The sequence below is a fragment of the Exiguobacterium sp. s161 genome (assembly GCF_018619045.1).
GTDB lineage: Bacteria > Bacillota > Bacilli > Exiguobacteriales > Exiguobacteriaceae > Exiguobacterium_A > Exiguobacterium_A indicum.
Map to the genome: position 1 here is coordinate 52,419 of NZ_JACSNH010000003.1, position 23,450 is coordinate 75,868.

A 23,450-nucleotide genomic window follows, 5' to 3' on the forward strand; every position below is an offset into this window, starting at 1 on the left:
AGATGGAGAACTACATTTTGTCATTGGATCAGGGAACGACGAGTACACGTGCGATCCTGTTTAATCGTGCCGGCGAGATCGTCCATTCAGCACAACAGGAATTCACGCAGTATTTTCCGAAACCAGGTTGGGTCGAACACAACGCAAACGAGATTTGGGGAAGTGTCCTTGCTGTCGTGGCGACTTGTCTGACGGAGGCGAACGTAAAGCCGTCGCAGATTGCTGGTATTGGAATCACGAACCAACGTGAAACAGCTGTCGTCTGGGAAAAAGAAACAGGGAAACCGATTCACAATGCAGTCGTGTGGCAATCGAGACAAACGGCTGAAATCTGTGAAGCGCTTCGAGCAGCCGGTCATGCCGAGCTCTTCCGTGAGAAGACAGGTCTATTGATTGACGCTTATTTCTCTGGTACGAAAGTCAAATGGATTTTAGATCATGTCGAAGGAGCACGGGAACGTGCTGAACGTGGTGAACTATTGTTCGGTACGATCGATACGTGGCTCATCTGGAAATTATCCGGCGGAAAAGCACATGTGACCGACTATTCGAATGCAAGTCGTACGTTGATGTATAACATTCATGAATTAAAATGGGATGACGAGTTACTCGACATCTTAGATGTCCCGAAAGCGATGCTTCCAGAAGTACGACCATCTTCTGAAGTGTACGCAGAGACAGCAGGGTATCACTTCTTCGGAGAATCAGTTCCGATTGCTGGAGCAGCGGGCGATCAGCAAGCCGCATTGTTTGGTCAAGCGTGTTTTGATACAGGAATGGCGAAGAACACATACGGTACAGGCTGCTTCATGTTGATGAACACAGGGGAAGAGGCTGTTAAATCAGATCACGGATTGCTGACGACGATCGCGTGGGGCGTCGATGGAAAAGTGGAGTATGCTTTAGAAGGAAGTATCTTCGTCGCAGGATCTGCGATTCAATGGTTACGTGACGGATTACGTCTCATTGATGATGCCAAAGAATCAGAAGGATACGCAACACGCGTCACGTCTTCAGACGGTGTCTACGTCGTACCAGCATTCGTTGGTCTTGGTACACCTTACTGGGATTCAGACGTTCGTGGTGCCGTCTTCGGTTTGACACGTGGTACGGAAAAAGAACACTTCATCCGCGCGACACTTGAATCACTCGCTTATCAGACACGCGACGTCCTATCTGCGATGGAGCAAGATTCAGGCATCGAGATGAAAACGCTCCGTGTTGATGGTGGAGCAGTTAAAAACGACTTCTTGATGCAGTTCCAAGGTGATATCATCCAAGCACCAGTTGAGCGTCCGGAAATCAATGAAACGACGGCATTAGGTGCAGCGTACCTCGCAGGTCTTGCTGTTGGATTCTTTGAGAACCGTGAACAAATTGCGACGCAATGGAAAAAAGAACGTCGCTTCGAGCCGAGCATGGCAAAAGAAGAGACGGATGCGCTCTACGGTGGATGGCAAAAAGCTGTTCAAGCTACTATGTTGTTCAAATGATGTGACGTATGTTATAGTAAGGTCAAGTTAATAAATCGGTCGGAGAATATGGAGAGACCACAGCAGCAGTTGACATAGTCAGCGTGTTTGTTGTGGTCTCTTTTTTTTTCGAACCTAAACAGGAGGAACTATTCATGGCTAACCAACCATTCTCAAGCAAAAACCGTGCAGATGTCTATAATCGATTAACACGTGAAGAACTCGATCTACTCGTCGTAGGTGGCGGTATCACAGGTGCGGGGATTGCCCTCGATGCAGCGTCACGCGGTATGAAGATTGGCCTCGTCGAAATGCAGGATTTCGCGTCCGGTACGTCTAGTCGTTCAACGAAATTAGTCCATGGTGGTCTACGTTATTTAAAACAATTCGAAGTTCAAATGGTCGCGGAAGTCGGTAAAGAACGTGCGATCGTTTACGAAAACGGACCACACGTCACGACACCAGAGTGGATGTTGCTTCCGATGCACAAAGGCGGTACGTTCGGACCGTTCAGTACGTCAATCGGTCTTCGTGTTTATGACTTCTTAGCAGGTGTTAAACGTTCGGAATGGCGTACGATGTTATCTGCGAAAGAAACATTAGCGAAAGAACCACTCGTCAAACAACAAGGTCTCAAAGGTGGCGGTTATTACGTTGAGTACCGTACAGATGACGCCCGTCTAACAATCGAAGTCATGAAAGAAGCGGTTGAACACGGTGCACGCGTCGTCAACTATACAAAAGCGGAAGAAATCATCTACGATGCTGGAAAAGTCGTCGGCATGCGTGTGACAGACCTCTTGACAGGTGACGTACATGAAATTCGTGCGAAAAAAGTCGTCAACGCGACAGGTCCATGGGTTGATGAATTACGTGAAAAAGATGGCTCTAAAGTCGGGAAACAACTTCGTTTGACAAAAGGTGTCCATGTCGTCATCGATCAATCGAAATTCCCACTTAAACAAGCGGTCTATTTCGATACACCAGACGGTCGGATGATCTTCGCGATTCCACGTGATGGAAAAGCATACGTTGGTACGACAGATACGTTCTTCGATAAAGATACTGCACATCCGAAGTTCACAGTCGAAGACCAAGACTACGTCTTAGACGCGATTCACTATATGTTCCCAGAGGTTAAAGTGACAGCAGAAGACGTTGAATCAAGCTGGGCTGGTGTACGTCCATTGATTTATGAAGAAGGAAAAGACCCTTCTGAAATCTCTCGTAAAGATGAAGTATGGCAGTCTGAGTCAGGTCTCATCACGATTGCGGGTGGGAAATTGACTGGATACCGTAAAATGGGTGAGCACGTCGTTGATCTCGTCGCTAAACTTTTGAAAAAAGAAGAGAACGTCGCGTATGCGCGTTGTTCGACGAAAAACATGCCAATGTCTGGTGGACACGTCGGCGGAGCAAAAGGATTTGCTGAATTCTTAAAAGCTCAAACAGCAACGAACGGTCTAACGACAGAAGAAGTTCAATTCCTAGCAAAACGCTACGGTTCGAACTTACCGAAAGTACTGGAATATGCAGCAGCATTCGATGCAGCAACGACAGCTCTTCCACGTTCTGTCTATGCACAACTCCACTACAGCATCGAACATGAAATGGTCGCTCGTCCAATCGACTTCTTCATCCGCCGTACAGGTGCTGTCTTCTTCGACATCGCTTGGGCTCGTGCGCACAAAGATGCCGTCATCGAAGAAATGAAATCTGTCTTGAACTGGACAGCAGAACAAACAGATGCTTATACGAAAGAACTCGATATCGAAATCGAAGATGCAGCACATGCACTCGTGACAGAATAAGCTCTCTAACTCATCAAGGAATCAAGATCAATATGATCTTGATTCCTTTTTTGCATATTCGTATTGGCGCGGGCGGAAAGATTGCAACTCTGTCTAGAGGCGACTATGCTTAATGTATGAAATTACACAAAAGGAGAGAACACAGATGAAAGTAGAAGTATGGTCGGATTACGCATGTCCGTTTTGTTATATTGGGAAGCGTCGCTTAGAACAAGCGATTGCGAACGAAAAGTTAGATGTCGAGGTCGAATTCAAGAGCTTTGAACTCGATCCAGATGCACCAGCAGTACCGACACAAGGCTTATACGAAATTCTTGCGTCAAAATATGGAACGACTCTCGAGCAAGCACGGAATATGTCGCAAGGTGTCGTTGATACGGCACGTCAGGAAGGTTTGTACTACGAGATGGATCGTGTCATCCCAGCCAATACATTCGAGGCTCATCGTCTGACTCAATTCGCTAAAAAACATGGTAAGATGAATGCAGTATCAGAAGCCTTGTTTACAGCGTATTTCATGAATGGAGAAGATTTGAATGACCCAGCCATTCTGACACGGATCGCAGTAGATGCTGGACTTGCTGAAGCAGACGTCACAGCGTTTCTTGCGTCAGAAGAACTGGCGACAGATGTTCGAGAAGAAGAAGCGATGGCACAACAACTCGGAGTTCGTGGTGTACCGTTCTTCGTCTTCGACCGGAAATATGCGATTTCAGGCGCACAACCAGTGGAAGCATTCGAACAAGTCTTCGCGAAGATCCGCCAAGAACAAACACTTGAAGTCATCGCTGAAGGTGATGCGTGTGGTGTTGACGGCTGTAACTGATCACATTATGATTCCATCACAAAGGAGCACGAAACCCTTATGAAATTCATCTTCCATCCTGAGATTCGCGATGCGCGAATCAATCTCGCTGTCGAAGAATTCATCTTGAACAACCTGAACGTCAATGAAGAAGACTATTTCTTGTTTTATATCAACGGTCCATCGATCATCGTCGGAAAAAACCAGAACACGAACGAAGAAGTCAATTTGAAGTATGTCGAGGAAAACGGGATCCACGTCGTCCGTCGTCTTTCAGGTGGTGGCGCTGTGTATCATGACGAAGGAAACTTGAACTTCAGTTTCTTGACAAAAGATGACGGTGATTCGTTCAACAACTATAAAAAGTTCACGGAGCCAGTCGTACAAGCGCTGCATAAACTCGGTGTCGAAGCGGAGCTATCCGGACGAAACGATATTCATGTCGGAAGTCGGAAAATCAGTGGGAATGCCCAGTTCACGACGAAAGGACGAATGTTTAGTCACGGTACGCTGATGCTTGATTCGAACATCGAAGAAGTCGTCAATGCGCTTGTCGTCAGTGAAGAAAAGATGCGCTCTAAAGGCATTAAATCGGTCCGAAGTCGTGTCGCGAATATCTCGGAATTCCTGTCAGAACCGTTGACGATGGAACAATTCGTCGATCATCTCCTTGCTTCGATCTATGAAGGAAAAGAGATTGAACGGTATATCTTAACCGAAGAGGACTGGGATAAAGTACGTGCCATCTCAGCAGAACGTTATGGCAACTGGGAGTGGAATTTCGGAAAATCGCCGAAATTTGATGTCATTCATAAAAAACGCTTCCCGATCGGTACGATTGATTTCCGGCTGAACGTCAAAAAAGGCATCATTGAAGAAGCGAAGATTTATGGCGACTTCTTTGGTGTCAAGGATGCAGAAGAAATTGCGCGGGCGCTCGAAGGTTCACGCTATGATCGCGCGTCTCTTCGCGAAGTGCTCGGTCGGTACGAATTGAAAAAATACTTCGGCGCTGTCGAACTAGATGAAGTGCTAGACGTTTTAGCGTAAGTCTTTATGGGAAAACTCCTTCTATCAACTGTATAGGGGGAGTTTTTTTCATGGGCTATAATAAAGATAATTTTTTAGAAGGTTCGTTGACGGACTTTATTGATTTTGAACGGATTTCAGAAGGATTACCAAAAACGGAGGATGAACAGCCGTTACCATATTATGAGCGTGATGATTATAAGGCAGCAGGAAAATTAGAAGGAAAAGTCGCAATCGTCACGGGCGGCAACTCTGGAATCGGGCGTGCTGTCTCAATTGCTTATGTCCGTGAAGGAGCAAAAGTCGTCATCGCCTTCTACGGTGATCAAGAAGGAGCGGAAGAAACAAAAGCACGACTTGAGGAATTAGGCGGCGAAGTCCTACTTTCTAAAGGGGATATCGGAGATGCAGATTACTGTGAAACACTCGTCCAAAAAACAATCGATCGTTTCGGTCGCTTAGATATCATCGTCAACAATGCGAGTATGCAAAAACCAGAAGATAGTCTGAAGGACATCACAGACGAGTCGATGGAAAAGACGTTCAAGACGAATATCTTCGGAATGATGCGTCTTGCCCGTGCCGCGCTCCCGCACCTTTCACTCGGTTCTGCCATCATCAATACGACATCGTCGACGGCATACGAAGGAAACGCGCTTTTGATTGACTATTCTGCGACGAAGGGTGCAATCGTCAGCTTCACACGAAGTCTTTCGATGAACTTAGCGAAGGAAGGCATTCGTGTCAATGCTGTCGCACCGGGTCCGATCTGGACGCCGCTCATCACGGAAACGTTCCCGCATGAATCAGTCAAGACATTCGGGAAAAATACACCGATGGATCGCCCAGGGCAGCCGGCTGAGATGGCATCAGCATATGTTTTCCTCGCGTGTAACGATTCAAGTTATATGACAGGACAAGTCCTTCACTTAAACGGTGGCGTCATCGTCAACGGTTAAAAAGAAACTCTGTGAAAACGTTTCCAAAAAGTGTTACACTATCCATACGGTCGCTTTTGACTACGTATGGATTTTTTTTACGTAAAAAATGAATAGTCATTCATTCGAAAGGGGAATTTTGCTCATGCTTGGATTGATTCAATCCGTCGAAGAAACTGCTCGAACACATCCGGATTCAACGGCGTATGTGTTTGAGGACACGCAAGTCAGCTATCGTGAGTTTGTCGAGAAGTTTCACCGGGCAGCCGGTGCGCTTGAAGCGAACGGGATCCGAAAAGGCGATCATGTCGCGCTGATTTTAGGGAATAGCCCAGCATTCCTAGTGGCATATTACGCCATCATGAAACAAGGGGCAATCGCGATTCCGATCAACCCTACATACACACCGGATGAAATCGGGTATATCCTGATGAACGGTGATGTGAAGGGGATTTTAGGGATTGCACCGCTCGTCGAAGCTGCAAAAGATCGTCTCGTGCATTTACCGAATCTTAAGATTGTCGTCTCTGTTCCTTACGCGGATCAAGAAGGACCAAACGAAACACATCAACAAGTGACGTTCATCACGCTCGATCGCTGGCTCGAAATCGAACATCCCTTGACCGAAGTGACGAATGAACTGGACGACATCGCTGTCATTCTCTATACGAGTGGAACGACAGGAAAACCAAAAGGTGCGATGTTATCCCACCGTAATCTGACGTCGAATGCGCGCTCGATTGGGGATTATCTACATGTATCCAGTAACGACCGGACACTTGCCGTATTACCGATGTTCCATGTCTTTTGTTTGACGGTCGTCGTCAATGCGTCACTCGCACATGGAGCGTCAATCATCATTGCTTCACGTTTTTCACCACAAGAGACGTTTGAGTTAGCGAAAAAAGAACAGGTGACGATTTTTGCGGGTGTACCGACGATGTATAATTTCTTACTTCAAACCGTGAAGGCTCATCCGGAATATGCGACCTATTTTGAATCAACACGTTTGTTCGTCTCAGGAGGAGCGAGTCTTCCAGTGCCGCTCCTTGAAGCATTTGATCGAACATTCCAATGTCATATCCTCGAAGGATATGGTTTATCGGAAGCATCACCCGTCACTTGTTTCAATCCGGTCAATGGTGTTCAAAAACCAGGCTCGATTGGAACATCGATCGTCGATGTCGAAAACAAAGTCGTCGATGAACTCGGACAAGAATTACCAGATGGTCAAGTCGGAGAATTGATCGTTCGGGGACCAAACGTCATGACCGGTTATTACAAGATGCCGGAAGAGTCGCAAGCGACGTTACGCGATGGCTGGTTATATACGGGTGATTTGGCTCGTCGAGATGAAGACGGGTATTTCTATATCGTCGATCGCAAAAAAGATATGATCATCGTCGGTGGGTACAACGTCTACCCGCGTGAAGTCGAAGAAGTCCTCTATCAGCATCCGAACGTCATTGAAGCCGCCGTCATCGGCATACCGGATGAGGAGATGGGCGAAGCTGTCAAAGCATTCGTTGTTGCTCGTGAGACGATGACGGAAGAGGAAACGCAGGCGTTCTGTGCTACATCACTCGCGAAATATAAATGTCCGACACAGATTGAGTTCATCGATCAATTACCTCGTAATACGACCGGGAAGATTTTACGGACCGTGTTGAAGAAACAACCGACGAATTCATGAGTGTCTCAAGAACTTCAGGTTTCTGAAGTTCTTTTTCTGTGCATAGACAAGAAGGAGGGGATACGAATGAATATCGCTTTGATTGCACATGATGAGAAAAAGGATGAGATGATGGGCTTTACACGGGCTTACGCCGCATTCTTTAAGAAAAATACATTATACGCGACAGGAACAACCGGACAACGGATCATGGAAGCAACCGATCTGCACGTCCATCGCTGTAAGTCAGGTCCGCTTGGCGGAGATCAGGAAATCGGAGCGATGGTAGCACAAGGAAAAATCGATATCGTGATTTTTTTACGGGATCCACTGACGGCCCAACCGCATGAGCCGGACGTCTCGGCACTCATTCGATTATGTGACGTATACGATTTGCCGCTTGCGACGAATGTCGGAACTGCTGAAATTTTAATCAATGGCCTCGAACAAGGACAATTCGATTGGAAGGAAATCATTCGAAAACGCCATGAACTGGAACAACAAAAGTTTTTAGACGATTAATTTCATGAGAACGCTTCTCATTTTCGTTTGAGCGTGATATAGTCAGTTTGAGGATGATACTGATTATCAATTGCGATGGAAAAGGTGGCGAAGAAAATGGAGATTCTATTAATGACGGGTGTAACGGTATTGCTAGGAGGCGGCGTTGGATTTTTAACGCACGTCGTAAAAATGGAACGTCGTCAACAGGTAACACCTGTGACTTCAAAGAACGAGCAAGTAGCGTATCCAGCGCTCCGTCTCGTCAAATAATAGAAAATTTATGACTTCGCCTTTCTTTTCTTTTGAAAAGAAAGGTTTTTTTGAATTATTATCCACTCTCCCATAATTTTGCGGAATTCCTTTGATACACTGAAACAAAGCACATTAGTCGAGGAGTGAGAGCCATGCATACAATCTATTTAGTTGATGATGAAGTGAACTTGAACCGTGTACTCGTGAAATATTTGGAGCAAGAAGGATGGCAAGTGAAATCATTTACGTCTGGTGAGGCAGCGGCCTCTGCCATCGTTGAAAAGCCTGACTTATGGATTTTAGACATCATGCTACCGGATATGGATGGTTTTCAATTGATTAAACGGATCAAGGCACATGATGAGACGACACCTGTCATCTTCATCTCGGCTCGGGATGAGGACATCGATAAAATCATTGGTCTTGAGATGGGATCAGACGATTACATCGCAAAACCGTTCCTTCCGCGAGAACTCGTCATCCGCGTCAAAAAGATTTTGGCACGAACGTATGCGACACCAAAGAGTGGTGTCATCCAATACGGTGATTATATGATTTATCCAGAGAAACGAATCATCGAAGAGAATGGTCAAGAAATCGATTTGACGTCGAAAGAGTACGATTTGTTGATTTTATTCGCCACACAAATCGGGACGCCGATGTCACGCGAGCAGATTCTCGTCAGCGTCTGGGGTGACGATTATTTCGGTTCGGACCGAGTCGTAGATGATCTCGTTCGTCGCGTCCGTAAAAAATTATCGAAACTCGAGCTCGAAACGATTTACGGGATCGGTTATCGCTTGGTGTCTGCATGAAAAACCGCAGTCTCGGATTCCAGATTTGGGCGATGTTTCTGCTCGTCATCGTCACGCTTTCTGCGGTCATTCTCCTGGTCATTCGGTCATCGATCGGAAATTTCATCGATGAACAGGTCTATGCGACACTTGAGAATAGCGAAGTCTTCTTCTCGAAGGACGCCTCCGTCATCGAGATGCTTCAGGATAATCCGATTGAATTTGACCGCCGAAAACAGGAGTCCCGTTCTGTTAATATCTTACTCCTTTCTAAAAACGGAAAGCTCTATTACGGTGGAGCACCACAACAGCTGATCAATCAGATGTACCGTGATGCGATTGATCAAAAAACAATTACGGCAAAGTATACAACGCGTCTTGATAAAGAAGATGTATACTACAGTATTCGAAAAATCGAGGATAGTGGTGAAACGTACTATCGTGTCTCCTATGTTTGGGATGCGTATCGACAAGAACTGATTACGCAGTTATTCTCGAAAATCGGATTCGTCGTCATCATTGGAAGTATCTTTACGCTATTCATTGCCTTTTGGTTAGCGCGACGGTTGACACAACCACTCGTCGAAATCGAGGGAGCGGTCGGGAAGATCGCGGCTCAGAAATGGGATACACCACTTCCACTTGATCGCGGGGATGAAATCGGACGACTCGCACGATCCGTTGATGCGATGCGGATGGATCTTGAAAAACAAGATAAGGCACAAAAATCATTACTTCAAAACATCTCCCATGATTTGAAAACACCGATCATGGTCATCCGAAGTTATGCCCAGTCCATCTCAGACGGGATCTATCCAGATGGTGATTTGACCGGATCCGTATCCGTCATTGATGAAGAAGCGGAGCGGTTGGAGAAAAAAGTCGCGGCTCTACTCTATGTCACGAAGCTCGACTATTTCGAGCTCGATCGTTCGACGTGGGACAATGTTGACATCGACCGGATGGTGCATCTGTTGAAAAATCGTTTTTCCGGAACGAAGTCACTTGACTGGCATGTCAGTGGAGAAGCAGGAATCGTTCTTGGTGAAGGAGAGCAGTTACGTGTTGCGCTCGAAAATGTCATGGACAATGCGATTCGTTATGCCGAAACACGAATTGATATTCGCCTGTCCGGAACAGCGGATCAGGTTCATATCGAAATCGAAAATGATGGACCACCGCTTGACGCCTCCTCGCCACTGTTCCATCAATTCTCACGTGGTAAGGAAGGGAAGTTTGGGCTTGGTCTCTATATCGTCAAACGGATCGTCGAGCGTCATGACGGGACAGTTGCAATCGAGAATCGTTCTGCGGGAAATGGAATCGGAAAAGTTTGTGTGATTTTTAATTTTCCGCGTCATTTCATTGAGCAAGAGGAAAAAAATCCAAAAGAATTTTAAAAACGGGATCTTAGGATCTCGTTTTTTTCATTAGGAAATAATCGTTACGTTCATGCAAAGCAAAAGGAAGTTTGATATAACCAATATAATCCAGGAAGGGAGCGAAGGAGATGTCATACCCAATCACGGAAGAAACGTTAGCCTTGATCCCGCGATACGGTCAATACGGTGAACCGCAGACACTCGTCATCAAGGAACATTCTGAAAGTATTTTAGATGGTCATCCCATTAAGTTGATTGAAGAATCCTGTTTGTATTTTGGTTCGTCCATGCGTGGAAGAATCGAAGCAGCGCGGCATATTCTTGGTCCGAACCGAAAGACCCCTGTTTTAGTGGATTGGCAAGCACAAACGATTTTCTTTCCGACGACCGCAAAAGAAAAGGCGGAATGTATTTGGATTAATTTCAAACAGATGAAGACTGTTCAGAAAAAATCCGGCAAAGTACAAGTCGAATTTCAGACGGGTCAATGCATCGATACGGATGCATCTGCGTATAGCATCGAACGACAACGGATTAAAACACTGGAATTGGCGTATGAAATGCAACGTCGTTTTCAGTTGCTGGAGTTTAAGAATCGGTGAAAAGTGGAAACACATAACAGGAATCTTACTTACGTAAGGAGAAACAGTAGAGAGAGAAATCATAGGGAGGTGAAGCGGTAACTTTTACCGCGACACGATGAATGAATCATACGAATGGTTAAATCGCCGAAAACTACAGCCTGGATTTGGTGCGACTGGAGGCAGACGCTTTATCAGTTCTCGCATCGTGCGTCCGGAAAATACACCGGGTAAACGAATCAAAGGAATTAAACGGGCACGACAATTAGTCGTCGATGATGCTGGAAATCGCCGTTGGGTCACGAAACGCATCGTTGTGACGGATGCTGCGAAACACGTCACGATGAACCGTCGGACATCTATCGCCTTGAAGGAGACGAATGAGTCACGCCTTGAGCAAGTCAAACAAAAACTAGCATCTAACAAAAAGGTCTTATTACCGATCTTAGCGGCAACAGGGATCGCTGTCGCAGGTGGGGTTCTTGCTTACGTCCTTCGTCGGAAGAAAAAACAATCTGATCAATAAAAAAGAAGCCGTTCTCCAATCGGAGGACGGCTTCTTTCATGCATTATAAGAATCGTTTTCGTAAAGAAGTCGAGAGTGCTTTGTCTGCGATTTCCTCAAGTTCCGTCAGGTTTGTCGGATCAAAGCTGTCATTGTAGAAACGACCTACGAAGTCAACACGATCGTAATCGAGTTCCTTGAAAATCAAGTGTTTATGGTCGTCATAAAAAACGACACGATAGTAATCAGATCCGCGTTCAAGGGTTACGAGACCTTTGATGTGATCCAATTTTTTTTGTTCTTCGGTTTGCTCTTCCTCGAGCGTGTCATCCTCGTTCGTCGATGCTTCGGCTTGCTCGATCGCATTCTTTACGAGTTCAGGTCGTTGTTCTTGTTCTTCCGTCATGTTTTATCGCCTCCAATTATTATTTTACATGGAAATGGACAGATGAGAAAGAAAAATCCCTCAGTCCATCTGGTGTGCTTCACAAACGCGTAGTACATTCATCGCGCCAATTCGTAATCGATCGAGTAGTTGGAGTCGTGCTTCTTCATTTGGAATTGTCTCAAGAGAAGCTACTTCCATCAGTTCCAACCAACGGATGGCATGTTCTTTTTGAATCGGTAATAACCGGTGAATCATCGCTAAACTCGCCGGCGGTTGATCCGGGTCGCGCGGTCCTCCTGTCAATTGGGTCAAGAAGACGAGTTGTGCCTGTTCGACACGTTGTCGATCGTCAGGGAACAACGGTCGCAATAGTGAATCATGGTAGACTTGATGATAGAACGAGCGAACCAAGGATGTGAGTACATGCTCGCCTCCGATGGTTTCGTAAAGTGACAAGGAGCATCACCTGCCTTACATAGGATGTGTCCTGATTATAGCAAATTTATACGTAGAAGACATGCGCCAAAAACAGTACATTTGTTCTTGTTTGTGAGATGATAAGAGTAAAGAAAAACGAGGAGGAGGTTTTCTTGATGAACCATATGCATATTGGTCGTGCCGGTAGTGGGAAAACGACACAATTGATCGAGCGCGTCGTACAAGAACTCGAGCAACGACCATTAGGGGAGAAGATGTATTTCATCGTTCCAGATCAGATGTCATTTGAAATGGAGCGGCGGATTGCGACAGATGAACGGATAGCAGGTCTTGTTCGTCTTGAGGTCATGAGTCTACGGCGCTTTGCGTTTCATATTTTACGCGATTACGGGAATCAAGCGATTCCATTTCTTGATGAGACGGGGACACAGCTATTACTGCGACAGGTCGTTGAGGAATCAGAAGACGAACTGAAGATTTTTAAACGAACTAAAAACATGCCAGGATTTTTCCAAGGACTTGATGAGCTCATTGCGTCGTTTAAACGTTCGTTGATTGAGCCAGACATGTTGCGTCAAGTGAGTGATCGTTCTCTAGAACGGTCACCGAAATTAAACGACCTTGCGTTGATTTATGAGCGCTTTACGGAACGAATCGTCGATAAAGCACTCCATGCAGACGATTACTATACGACGTTACTCGAATTACTTCCAAAAGCGCGACTGGATCAAGCGACGATCATCGTCGACGGATTTTATGAATTTTCGCTCCAGGAACAACAAGTTTTACTCGCCTTGATGCAACAAGTGGCTGAAATGCATATTAGTTTTACAATGGACGCAACGGATCCTTATGCGAAACAAACTTCTTTTGGTGTGTCTCAGCGATGCTACATGCAGTTGATCGGTCAAATGCAGGAGCTGTCGATTCCATACGAAGAAATCTTGTATGATCAACCAATCAAGTTTCAATCAGAAGGGCTACGACATTTGGAGCAGGCCTTGTTGAAGCCGGGATATCCTCCTGTCGATCATGACATTGACGGCTTTCAGATGACAGCTGCAGTTAACCGTCAAGTTGAAGCAGAATCAGCCGTGCGGAAAGCGATTCAACTCGTTCGACAAAAAGGGTATCGCTTTCATGAGATGGCATTCGTCGTGCGACATCTTGAGCCGTATGCGGATCACTTGGAACGAGCCTTCCACATGTATGATGTTCCATATTTCTTGGATCAACGTGAGTCGATGGTTCATCATCCGCTTGTTGACTTGATTCAATCCGCTTTAGACATCGTGACATCGGGTTATCGGGAAGAAACAGTCTTTCGTTTACTGAAGACGGAGCTCTTGCCGATTCCCGCAGAAGATGCGCGTCTAGCGCTCGATCGTTTCGAGACGTTCGTGCTCGAACGCGGCATCAAAGGATCGATGTGGCAACAACCGTGGCAATTAAAGCGACGCTTAGCAGAGGAAGTTCGCTTAACGGAAGAGGAGCTTGCGCAAGAAGAAGAACTGAACCATTTACGAACATTCGTCGTCGACTTGATTGAACCGTTGCACCGTAGGTTAAAGCAGGCGAAGACGATGAGCGCGTATACGAAAGGTCTTTATCAATTCCTCGAAGAACAAAAAATTGCAGAGCGTTTAATGGAATGGCGTAAGCAGGCACTAGAGCAGGATCAGTTACTTGTTGCCCGAGAACATGATCAAGTATACGAAGCGATACTTCATCTATTCGAACAGCTAGAAGCTGCTGCGCCTGAGCATACTTTATCGACGGAGCTGTTCGTTCAGATGGTCGAGACAGGACTTGAGAGCCTTCGTTTTGCACTTGTTCCGCCATCGCTCGATCAAGTGATCGCGACGGACTATGTCCGTGGACGATTACAACGAGTAAAAGTCGTCTTTTTACTGGGAGCGAATGATGGTCTGATTCCGTTCGTTCAAGATCAATCAAAGTTACTGTCCGAAAATGATCATGACTTTTTACATGAACATGGTATTCCGGTTGGGAAAGCGTCTCTTGATGTGTTTGATGATGAGCTGTTTTACCTGTATCAAGGGATGATGGCTCCAAGTGAAGCCTTGTATGTCAGTTACGCACTTGTCGATGAAGAAGGAAAGGCGCTTCAGCCGGCAGCGATCACCAAACAATTAAAGCGACAACTGTTGCTCGATCGTCCGATCAAAACACACTTTGCAGAAGCTGGGGAACACGCACCGCAAGAACAACTTGATTTTGTGACGAGTCCAGATCGCGCGGCAGCAGCGACAGCGATTGAACTCCGGCGTCTTCAACGACGTTATCCGATTCAACCGATTTGGTTCGAAGTGTACAACACGCTTCTCGAAAATGGACAGGGACGTGAACGGATGGGGTTATTCTCGAGTGCCTTGTTCTATCAAAATAAAGCGGAAGCCTTGCCGGAAGGGTTGGCGCATCGTTTATATGGTGATTCACTGCAAGCGAGCGTTTCGCGTTTTGAGACCTATAACGCCTGCTCGTATAAGCATTTTGCCCGATACGGACTTCGCTTACGCGAGCGAAAGCTGTATAAATTTGAAGCACCAGACATCGGAAATCTGTTCCACGGTGCATTAAATGATCTGTCGCTCAGTATTAAAGCTTCCGGACGACACTGGCGAGAGGTCGATGGCGAGACGTGCGGGACACTTGCGAAGGAAGCTGTCGAAAAGGTGACACCGGAAATTCAGAATGCGATTTTGATGAGTTCGAGTCGGTTCGGGTATATCAAGAAAAAATTGACGGATGTCGTGGAGCAAACAGCTAAAATGCTTGTGGAACAAGCAAAACGAACAGATTTTGAACCCGACTTATTTGAAATCAGTTTTGGGAACGCGACGTTCCCACCATTACGCTTTACGTTACCGGATGGAACAGAAATTGAATTCACGGGTCGCATCGACCGGATTGATCAGGCGACGATCGGTGATCAGCTATACGTTCGAATCATTGATTACAAATCGAGTGCTCGAGGACTGGATTTTGCGGAAATCTATTATGGGCTTGCGATTCAGATGTTGTTGTATTTGAAGACTGTCGTGGAGCAGTCGGAGTTGCTCTATCAGCGGCAGGCAAAACCAGCTGGTGCGTTATATTTCCACGTCAAAAACCCGATGTTACGGGGCGATTTATCGGCTGACGAAGAAGAGCGCAACCAACTGTTACTCGAGTCCTATCAAATGCAAGGCGTCATTCTCGAGAATGACGCGGTACTACGAGCGATGGATCATATTGCGTACGATGAACGAAAAAAATCACCGCTTGTCAAAGTGACATTCACAAAAAACGGACTGCATAAGACGCAGACGAAAGGTGTCGTACAAGAGGAAGATTTATCAGCGCTGATGGATCATGCATGGGAGGCATTAAAAGACAGCAGTCAAGATATCTATGATGGGGATATCGCCATCAATCCATTCGATTATCAGGAACGGACACCGTGTAGTTTTTGTGAGTATCGTTCAGTCTGTCAGTTCGATGAATCGCTTGGGAATCAGTATCGCCCATTAAAACCGATGTCTGAAAAAGAGGTACTGGAACGGTTGAAGGAGGAAGAAGAATGAGCGTGCGTTGGACAGAAGAACAACAACAAGCCATTTCAGCTAGAGGTGGACATATCCTCGTCTCAGCGGCAGCGGGATCAGGGAAGACAGCGGTCCTCGTTGAACGGCTGACGCAACGATTGATTGATCCCGAAGATGAGCTGTCGGCTGATCGGATTCTCGTCGCTACCTTTACGAATGCGGCAGCACGTGAGATGAAGACGCGGGTCATCGAGGTCATGGACCAGCGCATCAAAGAGGCACCTGATGATTTGTATTTGAAAAAACAGCGTCAATTGATGAACCGGGCACAAATTACAACGATTCATTCGTTCTGTTTGTCGATTCTGCGCGAGAATTATTACCGGATTGGTTTAGATCCTGCGTTTCGAATTGCCGATGAATCTGAATTACTGTTATTGCAAGACGATGTCTTAGAAGCGGTCTTTGAGTCCTTTTATGCTTCTGAGGACCCGGGATTCTATGATTTGATTGATAGTTATACGTCAGATCGCGATGATCAAGCGATGCTGACACTGATTTCGAATCTCTATCGGTTTTCCCGTTCCTTACCGGATCCGGAAGCTTTTTATGCACATTTAATCAGTCAGTACGATCAGCCGATTGACCCGGATGATTCTCCACTCATGCAACGACTAGTCGAATTAGAGTGGGAAAGTCTCTCGAATGTATTAGGACGTTACCGAGAACTTGCTTTTGAGCTGGAGCAGTCTGGTTATACGGAAATGGGACAGATGATGCTTCAGGACATTGCTCCTTTTACCTCGCTTGAGACGTCGGCACGCCACTGGTCGATGGTTGCGCTTGCTTTTCAAGCAGTAGAGTTCGGTCGCTGGAAGAGTCCACGCGGGGATGAAGGAATCAAACCGTTTCAAGCAGAGCGGACGCGACTCGTAGCGGAGTTCAAGAAAATGAAAGAGCTGTTCGTCCAAAAGACTGGTGTTGATTACTTGGAGGACTTGCGGTCGCAGCTTCGACACGTGGAGACGATCGTGACACTCGTACGTCAATTTGCAAGCGATTATCTCGAAGCGAAACAACAACGTGGTATCGTCGATTTTTCGGATCTTGAACATTTTGCATTAGAGATTTTGACGGACGAAGGAAAACCGTCAGACGTGGCAAAACTTCTGAAGGAACGCTTCGTTGAAGTACTGGTCGACGAATATCAAGATACGAACGAGGTTCAGGAACGCATCATCCAATTGGTCTCGAAAACGGATGAGGCGACAGGAAATCTATTCATGGTCGGTGATGTCAAACAATCCATCTATAAATTTCGTCATGCAGAGCCAGGATTGTTCCTTGAGAAATTCAAACGATTCCAACAGACCGACGTTGGAACACGGATCGATTTAACAAAAAACTTCCGGAGTCGTCTTGAGGTGCTGGATGGAACGAATCAAATCTTCCGCCAAGTGATGGATGAGACGGTCGGGGAGATTGATTACGATGAAGCCGCGCACCTTCGACTCGGGAATCTGAGTTATCTCGAATCGGAGCAAGTGGCGCCTGAATTACTCTTGATAGATCCACTTGATAGTGAAAAGGAAGAGGTTGAAGCACGAGCGATTGCGACGCGAATTTTAGAACTCGTTGATTCGAAGCATCCACATCTGATTTACGATGCGAAAGCGAACCGATTCCGAACGTGTGAATACCGCGATATCGTCGTCTTAGCACGGTCGCGTGGTAAGCGTGTCCAAGCGCTTGTCGAAGTGCTCGAACAGTATGAGATTCCGGTCTATGCGGATACGACGGGCGGATACTTCCAAGCGACGGAAATTCAAATCATGATGGCATTGCTCAAGACGATCGATAATCCGCTTCAAGACATCCCATTCGCGAGTCTGTTACGATCGCCGATTTTTGGGGTGGCGGATCGAGATTTAGGACGGATTCGAGCAAAACAAAAAGAAGGAAGCTTTTATGAGGCAGCGCTAGCAATGGCGGCAGAGGAATCATCACTTGGAATTCGAATGGATGAAATCATCCGTCAGATTCAATCATGGCGAACTGAAGCGCGTGGGAGTGCCCTACCTGCCTTCATTCGATCGCTCTTTGATCAGACCGGCTATTTTGAGTACGTCGGCTGTCTCGCCGGAGGAAAAAGTCGTCAAGCCAACTTGAACGCCTTATATGAGCGAGCGAAGCAATATGAGACGTCCGGTTATCGTGGACTCTATCGTTTCCTTCGTCTGATCAATCGATTAATTGAACGAGGAGAAGACTTCGCAGAAGCCCGTTCGCTTGGAGAAGACGAGGACGTCGTTCGCATCATGACGATCCACCAATCAAAAGGACTCGAGTTCCCCGTGACGATCGTCAGCCAATTGACGAAGCAATTCAACAAACAGGATCAAATGCAGGCGATTCAGTTGCATAAGACGTATGGTATTGCCCTGGATGCGATTGATCCGATTCGTCGTTTGCGATCTGGGACACTCTTAAAAGAAGTCATCCGCCGGGAAATGGATCGAGAGATGAAGGCAGAAGAGATGCGCGTCTTATATGTTGCGATGACTCGAGCGAAGGAAAAGTTGATTCTCGTCGGGACAGTCAAGGATTTAGAAGATCAAATGGCGACCTGGCAGATGACGCCACCAGATGAAGTCTTACTTCCTGAAAATGACCGGCGCCAAGCGAAGAGTTATGCGGAATGGGTCGTTCCGGCAGTCTTACGCAGCAGTTTACTACGTCCGGATGAGACGGATTGGTCGATTCGCGTGATGTCTTTAGAGGAGTTAGCACCGTATCAAGAAATCTCAACACTCGTGGAGCAACTCGAACATGTTCAGAAGCTTGAAAAAATCGATGTGCCGGTTAATTCGCAAGTCAAAGAAATCGTCGAAGCGGCATTTTCGTATCAGTATCCGCATGCGCTTGCGACAGAGACGGCAGCAAAACAGACCGTCACGGAACTGAAGCGGGCGGAACAGCTAGAACGTGCAGCATTCGAAACGACATATCGCCAGACGACGTATTACCGTACGCCACAATTCCTCGGACCTGTTTTAAGTGGAGCGGAACGAGGAACGGTCTTACACTTAGCGATGCAATTGTATGAACCGGACGAATCGATTTCGCAACAAATCAATCAATGGGAAGCGATGGAACGAATTACGCCGATTGAAGCGACGACGATGCGGGAAGCGACAGCACAGTTACAAGGGTTCCTCGACTCTGAAATCGGACAATTGTTCAGCGAACGATTACGGACGAACCACGTCTATCGGGAGTTGCCGTTCACATATAAGATCGGGGCATCGCGTTTCCGGAAAGACTGGACAGGTCCAGTGGATGACGCAGTCATGCAAGGAATCGTCGACTGTTTGATTCAGGATGGGGAGTCATATATCTTGCTCGATTATAAATCGGATCAAATCGTTACGACGGAAGTCGGACAGACACCTGCTGATGTGTTACGGGATCGGTACGCAACTCAGTTGAATCTGTATCAAGAAGCGTTAGAAGCGATTCTTCATATTCAAATTTCACGCAAGGTCATCTATGCGTTTGCTTTAGAAGAAACGATTGATTTAATTTAAATTACTGAGACCTTCCTCATCCTCCTACTTTAGGTAGAGATGAGGGAGGTTTTAGTATGGGTCGAAAGAGGGATGAAGAAGAAGGAGGTAAAATCAGTTTCTGAAGTGATTTCCGTTTCTTATTGTGAAGGAACTGTGTAAAATAAAGAAGATATGTCACTTTGATGATGGATAATTTTGGGAGGTTTTAATAGATGGCGCGTATTTTATTAGCAGAAGACGAAGATGTCTTACGCATGTTAGTACTCGATACACTAGAAGATGAAGGATATACGATTGACGAAGCGACAGACGGTGACGAAGCGTATCAAAAAATCATGAACGCTGAGTATGATCTCGTTTTACTCGATTACATGATGCCTGGAATGACAGGGATTGAAGTCATCGAAAAAGTCCGACAACATCCAGATAAGCAACACTTAAAAATCATGATGTTGACGGCTAAAAGTCAACAATCAGACCGCGAACGAGCAGAAGAAATCGGAGCGAATTACTTTTTCTCGAAGCCCTTTAGTCCGTTAGAACTGATTGATGTCGTGGGAGGAATACTGAGTGATCACCAAGTGGATTAATCGAAAAATCGGACGTCAACTCATGGCCTCCTTTTATGTCGTATTAGCTACATTGATGATTTCATCATTGATCGTCTACAACTACACCGATACGAAACTGCAGGCGACTCGGGCGAAATTAGAAGATATCCGTGACCGGAGTGCACGTGCGGGCGCTTTATGGGAAGAGTGGCAGGATGTCCAGTTCAACATGCGCGGTTATGCCTTGATGGGGAATGGTGATCTATACAATCAAGTCATGGCTCAACAAGATAAGATTGATCAGCAAACAGAATGGTTCGAAAAAAATGCGATTTATGATCAAGGAAAGGCATTCGCCCAGTCCTCGAGAGAATTGTATGGTTATTATTTCGATGCGATTTTGCCGCTTATTCAATCGTATGTCGAAGCGAAAGAATCTGGAGATGTCACGGAATCCTTCTTAAAAGGAACAACACTTGCTGAATTGCCACTTGGTCAGCGATTATTAGCTGAAGGTAAGATTCAATTAGATGCTCAAGGAAACATTGATGTACTCTCGGAAATCAATAAGAGCGAGCTAGCACTCGGCGGTTATCGTGAATTTTTAGAGGATTGGGCACAACGGACGAGCGACCAACTGGAACGGGAAATCCGGACGACACAGCTGATTTGGTTAGCGAATATCGTCGTCTTACTTGCCGTCTTGATTTTCTTTATTTATCCGTTTATCCGCCGCATCACGATGGAATTATTATCTCTCGTCAAGAACAGTCAACGGCTTGCGAACGGTGAAGATGTTTCGAGCGTTAAAGTACCGAATCGTAAAGATGAAATCGGAATTCTGGCGTTATCCTTCAATCAGATGGCAAGTTCGATTTCCGAGAACAAGCAGCATTTATTAGCGAAAAATGAAGAATTACAAGCGCAACAGGAAGAATTGCAAGCACAGCAGGAAGAATTGCAAGCACAGCAAGAAGAACTCGAAGAAGCATTAGAGCTGACGATGCGGAATGAGCAACATCTGCAGTATCGGAATGATTTGACAGAAACGCTCGCGGCGCGTGAGTCGTTGACTGCTTATCCGGAAATCATCGAGAAACTCGTCACGATCACGGATTCTGAGATTGGTGCATTAGTATTTGTTGATGAAGAAGATAGTTATTCTGTCGTTACGTATGGAATGACGGATGAATTGGCAGAACAGCTGCTTCAAAACGATGCGTCTCTCTTAAAACGAGCTGAGTCACTAAAGTCACCTGTTCATTCTTCTAAACAAGTCGCAAGCAATCATCCATTGCCATATCCGTACTATATGTACGAAACAGCTGTACCGATTCTCGACCCCACTGCAGATGATATCATTGCGTACATCTACCTTGTCCGTTACCGCGATCAGTTTACGAACGAACAGATGCGTGATGTCATGTCCTTCTCCCGCCAATTATCGCTATCGCTTTTACGGATGCGGCTGTTTGACGAGATGACGAAAGAGAAAACGAAGACGGAGCGGATTCTTGACTCGATTCGAGAGGCCGTCATCTATCTTGAACCGGGTAAAGAAGAGGTCTTCGTCAATCGACCATTATATGATTTATTCCCGGAATTACGTTATGGTGTCCAGACTGAACAGGAGACATTGCAAACGTGCTTAGAAGTCATTCGATCCGTTGTCGACGAACCAGAAGTCTTTAGCCGTTATGTTGATGCAGTTCTGCGTGGAGAATTACCGACTGATAGTTTACAGTTCTCGATTCGAAACGAAACGGTATTCATTCAATTTTATGTCGAGGTGATCCACATCCATCACGTACATAAAGGAACGATGCTCGTCATGCGTGATGTGACGAAAGAGACTGAAATGGATCGTTTGAAATCAGAACTCGTTTCAACTGTCTCTCATGAACTTCGGACGCCACTCTCTTCGATTTACGGATTTACAGAACTCATGCTCAACCGAGACATCGAAGAGTCGCGCCAAGATCGATATTTGCGGACGATCCATTCCGAAACGGAACGTCTTGCGAATCTCGTCAATGATTTCTTAGATGTCCAGCGCATGGAGTCGGGCACACAATCGTATAAAAAAGCATCCGTGAACATCTATACGATTGCTGAAGAAACGACACAATTTTATGCGGCTTCGACACAGGCTCATCGGATTACGTTCCGTCACGAGGGAAATCAGTTGCCTGTCATTGAAGCAGACGAAGAAAAAATCAGACAGTTGCTCAATAATTTATTGAATAATGCGGTGAAATATTCACCATCTGGTGGTGCGATCGATGTCGTACTCACGACATCACTTGATCAAGTCATTCTTCAAGTTCGAGATGAGGGAATCGGGATTCCAGAACAATCGCTGAGTCGTCTATTCGAAAAGTTCTATCGCGTCGATAACTCGGATAGTCGAAAAATTGGTGGGACTGGTCTAGGACTAGCTATCTGTAAGGAAATCGTCACGGGTCATGGTGGAGAAATTCATGTCGAGTCAGTCGTGAAGGAAGGTAGTCTTTTTACCGTCAAATTTCCACTTGTCCAGTCTACACATGTGACAATCTCCTGAAAAAACCATATATCAACAAAATAACACTAGGTGTTCGTCCTGAAATCAGATACGATGAAATAGGAAAAGAAAGGAGGAAATGAAATGCCAATCACAGCATTCGTTCACACACACGTCTTACTTTGGGTACTTTTATTGGTTACGTTCTTCGTCGCCTTTTCGATGTACAAGAACAACAAAAAAGCTGCAAAAGGGATTCATATGGCGTTCCGTCTTTTACTCTTATTGACGTTCGCGACAGGTCTTTATCTGTACATCAAAATCATGGGGATGTCTGAAAATCCAGACCCACTCTACCATGCGAAGATTACACTCGGCTTACTATCGCTCATCTTCGGAGAGTTGACACTTGTTCGACTTAAAAAAGGAAAAGCTTATTCCGGTTTCGTCATCGGATTCATCGTACTCGTCCTTGTGACAGTATTCCTAGGCTATTCACTCCCATATGGTATGAAATTTTTCTAAGTTCATGCGAAATCAAAGAGTCCTTTTCGACCTTACAGGTTGAAAGGACTCTTTTTGTCATGTTCGTTAGTAATTTTTGTTTACAAGTGGTTGTTATTTGGGAAAAGGGATGTATTACACAGTAGAGAGGGGAACGCTTGTGGCACAGTTGAAGGAATGGACGAAAGTTTTCCGGGCACGAAA

General features: G+C 45.9%; 19 protein-coding genes. 17 read left to right on the forward strand and 2 right to left on the reverse strand.

Annotation, left to right across the window (positions count from 1 at the left end; translation table 11 throughout):
* The first annotated feature begins 2 nt into the window (after window positions 1-2).
* From glpK to KNQ14_RS09940, 12 genes are all read left to right on the forward strand, one after another.
* On the forward strand, window positions 3-1,493 hold the full coding sequence (gene glpK, locus KNQ14_RS09885; RefSeq protein WP_023467372.1) for a glycerol kinase GlpK: 1,491 nt from the start codon (window positions 3-5) through the stop codon (window positions 1,491-1,493).
* A gap of 134 nt (window positions 1,494-1,627) precedes the next feature.
* Window positions 1,628-3,283: a glycerol-3-phosphate dehydrogenase/oxidase gene (locus tag KNQ14_RS09890; protein ID WP_023467373.1), complete on the forward strand. Its 1,656-nt coding sequence runs from the start codon at window positions 1,628-1,630 to the stop codon at window positions 3,281-3,283.
* Window positions 3,284-3,428: 145 nt separating this feature from the next.
* Window positions 3,429-4,109, forward strand: coding sequence for a DsbA family oxidoreductase (locus KNQ14_RS09895; protein ID WP_075641994.1), 681 nt, complete (start codon window positions 3,429-3,431; stop codon window positions 4,107-4,109).
* A gap of 39 nt (window positions 4,110-4,148) precedes the next feature.
* Entirely contained in the window at window positions 4,149-5,138 is a 990-nt protein-coding gene (gene lplA / locus KNQ14_RS09900) for a lipoate--protein ligase (RefSeq protein WP_214747424.1), read from the forward strand.
* A 50-nt stretch (window positions 5,139-5,188) separates the two neighbouring features.
* Window positions 5,189-6,076 (forward strand): SDR family oxidoreductase, encoded by an 888-nt coding sequence (locus KNQ14_RS09905; protein ID WP_023467377.1) that lies wholly within the window; start codon window positions 5,189-5,191, stop codon window positions 6,074-6,076.
* 124 nt (window positions 6,077-6,200) lie between these two features.
* Window positions 6,201-7,748 carry a fatty acid--CoA ligase family protein gene (locus tag KNQ14_RS09910; RefSeq protein ID WP_023467378.1) on the forward strand — a complete coding sequence of 516 codons (1,548 nt, stop codon included), beginning with the start codon at window positions 6,201-6,203 and terminating at the stop codon, window positions 7,746-7,748.
* A gap of 66 nt (window positions 7,749-7,814) precedes the next feature.
* Entirely contained in the window at window positions 7,815-8,249 is a 435-nt protein-coding gene (gene mgsA, locus KNQ14_RS09915) for a methylglyoxal synthase (protein WP_214747426.1), read from the forward strand.
* Window positions 8,250-8,345: 96 nt separating this feature from the next.
* The gene (locus KNQ14_RS09920; RefSeq protein WP_174316041.1) at window positions 8,346-8,501 is read left to right on the forward strand and encodes a hypothetical protein; all 156 of its coding nucleotides are present in this window, start codon (window positions 8,346-8,348) and stop codon (window positions 8,499-8,501) included.
* Window positions 8,502-8,635: 134 nt separating this feature from the next.
* A complete protein-coding gene (locus KNQ14_RS09925; protein WP_023467381.1) occupies window positions 8,636-9,298 on the forward strand; it encodes a response regulator transcription factor in 663 nt (220 codons plus the stop codon).
* The gene (locus KNQ14_RS09930) at window positions 9,295-10,677 is read left to right on the forward strand and encodes a HAMP domain-containing sensor histidine kinase (protein WP_214747429.1); all 1,383 of its coding nucleotides are present in this window, start codon (window positions 9,295-9,297) and stop codon (window positions 10,675-10,677) included. Before KNQ14_RS09925 ends, KNQ14_RS09930 begins: the two co-directional genes overlap by 4 nt.
* Before the next feature lie 110 nt (window positions 10,678-10,787).
* Window positions 10,788-11,261 carry a competence protein ComK gene (locus KNQ14_RS09935; protein ID WP_214860916.1) on the forward strand — a complete coding sequence of 158 codons (474 nt, stop codon included), beginning with the start codon at window positions 10,788-10,790 and terminating at the stop codon, window positions 11,259-11,261.
* A 97-nt stretch (window positions 11,262-11,358) separates the two neighbouring features.
* Entirely contained in the window at window positions 11,359-11,766 is a 408-nt protein-coding gene (locus tag KNQ14_RS09940; RefSeq protein ID WP_023467385.1) for a hypothetical protein, read from the forward strand.
* A gap of 43 nt (window positions 11,767-11,809) precedes the next feature.
* Here the strand turns inward: KNQ14_RS09940 and KNQ14_RS09945 are convergent, their stop codons facing one another.
* Window positions 11,810-12,151 carry a hypothetical protein gene (locus KNQ14_RS09945; RefSeq protein WP_029340963.1) on the reverse strand — a complete coding sequence of 114 codons (342 nt, stop codon included), beginning with the start codon at window positions 12,149-12,151 and terminating at the stop codon, window positions 11,810-11,812.
* 60 nt (window positions 12,152-12,211) lie between these two features.
* Entirely contained in the window at window positions 12,212-12,589 is a 378-nt protein-coding gene (locus KNQ14_RS09950; protein ID WP_133207919.1) for a truncated hemoglobin, read from the reverse strand.
* 137 nt (window positions 12,590-12,726) lie between these two features.
* On the opposite strand from KNQ14_RS09950, the gene addB reads away from it, so the two are divergent.
* From addB to KNQ14_RS09975, 5 genes are all read left to right on the forward strand, one after another.
* Entirely contained in the window at window positions 12,727-16,158 is a 3,432-nt protein-coding gene (gene addB / locus KNQ14_RS09955) for a helicase-exonuclease AddAB subunit AddB (RefSeq protein ID WP_214860918.1), read from the forward strand.
* Window positions 16,155-19,706, forward strand: coding sequence for a helicase-exonuclease AddAB subunit AddA (gene addA, locus KNQ14_RS09960; protein ID WP_214860921.1), 3,552 nt, complete (start codon window positions 16,155-16,157; stop codon window positions 19,704-19,706). Before addB ends, addA begins: the two co-directional genes overlap by 4 nt.
* Before the next feature lie 194 nt (window positions 19,707-19,900).
* The gene (locus KNQ14_RS09965; protein ID WP_023467390.1) at window positions 19,901-20,278 is read left to right on the forward strand and encodes a response regulator; all 378 of its coding nucleotides are present in this window, start codon (window positions 19,901-19,903) and stop codon (window positions 20,276-20,278) included.
* The gene (locus tag KNQ14_RS09970; protein WP_023467391.1) at window positions 20,259-22,802 is read left to right on the forward strand and encodes a HAMP domain-containing sensor histidine kinase; all 2,544 of its coding nucleotides are present in this window, start codon (window positions 20,259-20,261) and stop codon (window positions 22,800-22,802) included. The genes KNQ14_RS09965 and KNQ14_RS09970 overlap by 20 nt, the downstream gene beginning before the upstream one ends.
* Before the next feature lie 84 nt (window positions 22,803-22,886).
* Complete coding sequence (locus tag KNQ14_RS09975; protein WP_023467392.1) at window positions 22,887-23,267, forward strand: DUF1516 family protein; 381 nt, start codon at window positions 22,887-22,889, stop codon at window positions 23,265-23,267.
* The last annotated feature ends 183 nt before the right edge of the window (window positions 23,268-23,450 follow it).

What these genes read in the sequence shown, in the direction of transcription:
- glpK (WP_023467372.1), top strand. Translation starts at nt 3, where the DNA reads ATGGAGAACTACATTTTGTCATTGGATCAGGGAACGACGAGTACACGT.
- KNQ14_RS09890 (WP_023467373.1), top strand. Translation starts at nt 1,628, where the DNA reads ATGGCTAACCAACCATTCTCAAGCAAAAACCGTGCAGATGTCTATAAT.
- KNQ14_RS09895 (WP_075641994.1), top strand. Translation starts at nt 3,429, where the DNA reads ATGAAAGTAGAAGTATGGTCGGATTACGCATGTCCGTTTTGTTATATT.
- lplA (WP_214747424.1), top strand. Translation starts at nt 4,149, where the DNA reads ATGAAATTCATCTTCCATCCTGAGATTCGCGATGCGCGAATCAATCTC.
- KNQ14_RS09905 (WP_023467377.1), top strand. Translation starts at nt 5,189, where the DNA reads ATGGGCTATAATAAAGATAATTTTTTAGAAGGTTCGTTGACGGACTTT.
- KNQ14_RS09910 (WP_023467378.1), top strand. Translation starts at nt 6,201, where the DNA reads ATGCTTGGATTGATTCAATCCGTCGAAGAAACTGCTCGAACACATCCG.
- mgsA (WP_214747426.1), top strand. Translation starts at nt 7,815, where the DNA reads ATGAATATCGCTTTGATTGCACATGATGAGAAAAAGGATGAGATGATG.
- KNQ14_RS09920 (WP_174316041.1), top strand. Translation starts at nt 8,346, where the DNA reads ATGGAGATTCTATTAATGACGGGTGTAACGGTATTGCTAGGAGGCGGC.
- KNQ14_RS09925 (WP_023467381.1), top strand. Translation starts at nt 8,636, where the DNA reads ATGCATACAATCTATTTAGTTGATGATGAAGTGAACTTGAACCGTGTA.
- KNQ14_RS09930 (WP_214747429.1), top strand. Translation starts at nt 9,295, where the DNA reads ATGAAAAACCGCAGTCTCGGATTCCAGATTTGGGCGATGTTTCTGCTC.
- KNQ14_RS09935 (WP_214860916.1), top strand. Translation starts at nt 10,788, where the DNA reads ATGTCATACCCAATCACGGAAGAAACGTTAGCCTTGATCCCGCGATAC.
- KNQ14_RS09940 (WP_023467385.1), top strand. Translation starts at nt 11,359, where the DNA reads ATGAATGAATCATACGAATGGTTAAATCGCCGAAAACTACAGCCTGGA.
- KNQ14_RS09945 (WP_029340963.1), bottom strand. Translation starts at nt 12,151, where the DNA reads ATGACGGAAGAACAAGAACAACGACCTGAACTCGTAAAGAATGCGATC.
- addB (WP_214860918.1), top strand. Translation starts at nt 12,727, where the DNA reads ATGAACCATATGCATATTGGTCGTGCCGGTAGTGGGAAAACGACACAA.
- addA (WP_214860921.1), top strand. Translation starts at nt 16,155, where the DNA reads ATGAGCGTGCGTTGGACAGAAGAACAACAACAAGCCATTTCAGCTAGA.
- KNQ14_RS09965 (WP_023467390.1), top strand. Translation starts at nt 19,901, where the DNA reads ATGGCGCGTATTTTATTAGCAGAAGACGAAGATGTCTTACGCATGTTA.
- KNQ14_RS09975 (WP_023467392.1), top strand. Translation starts at nt 22,887, where the DNA reads ATGCCAATCACAGCATTCGTTCACACACACGTCTTACTTTGGGTACTT.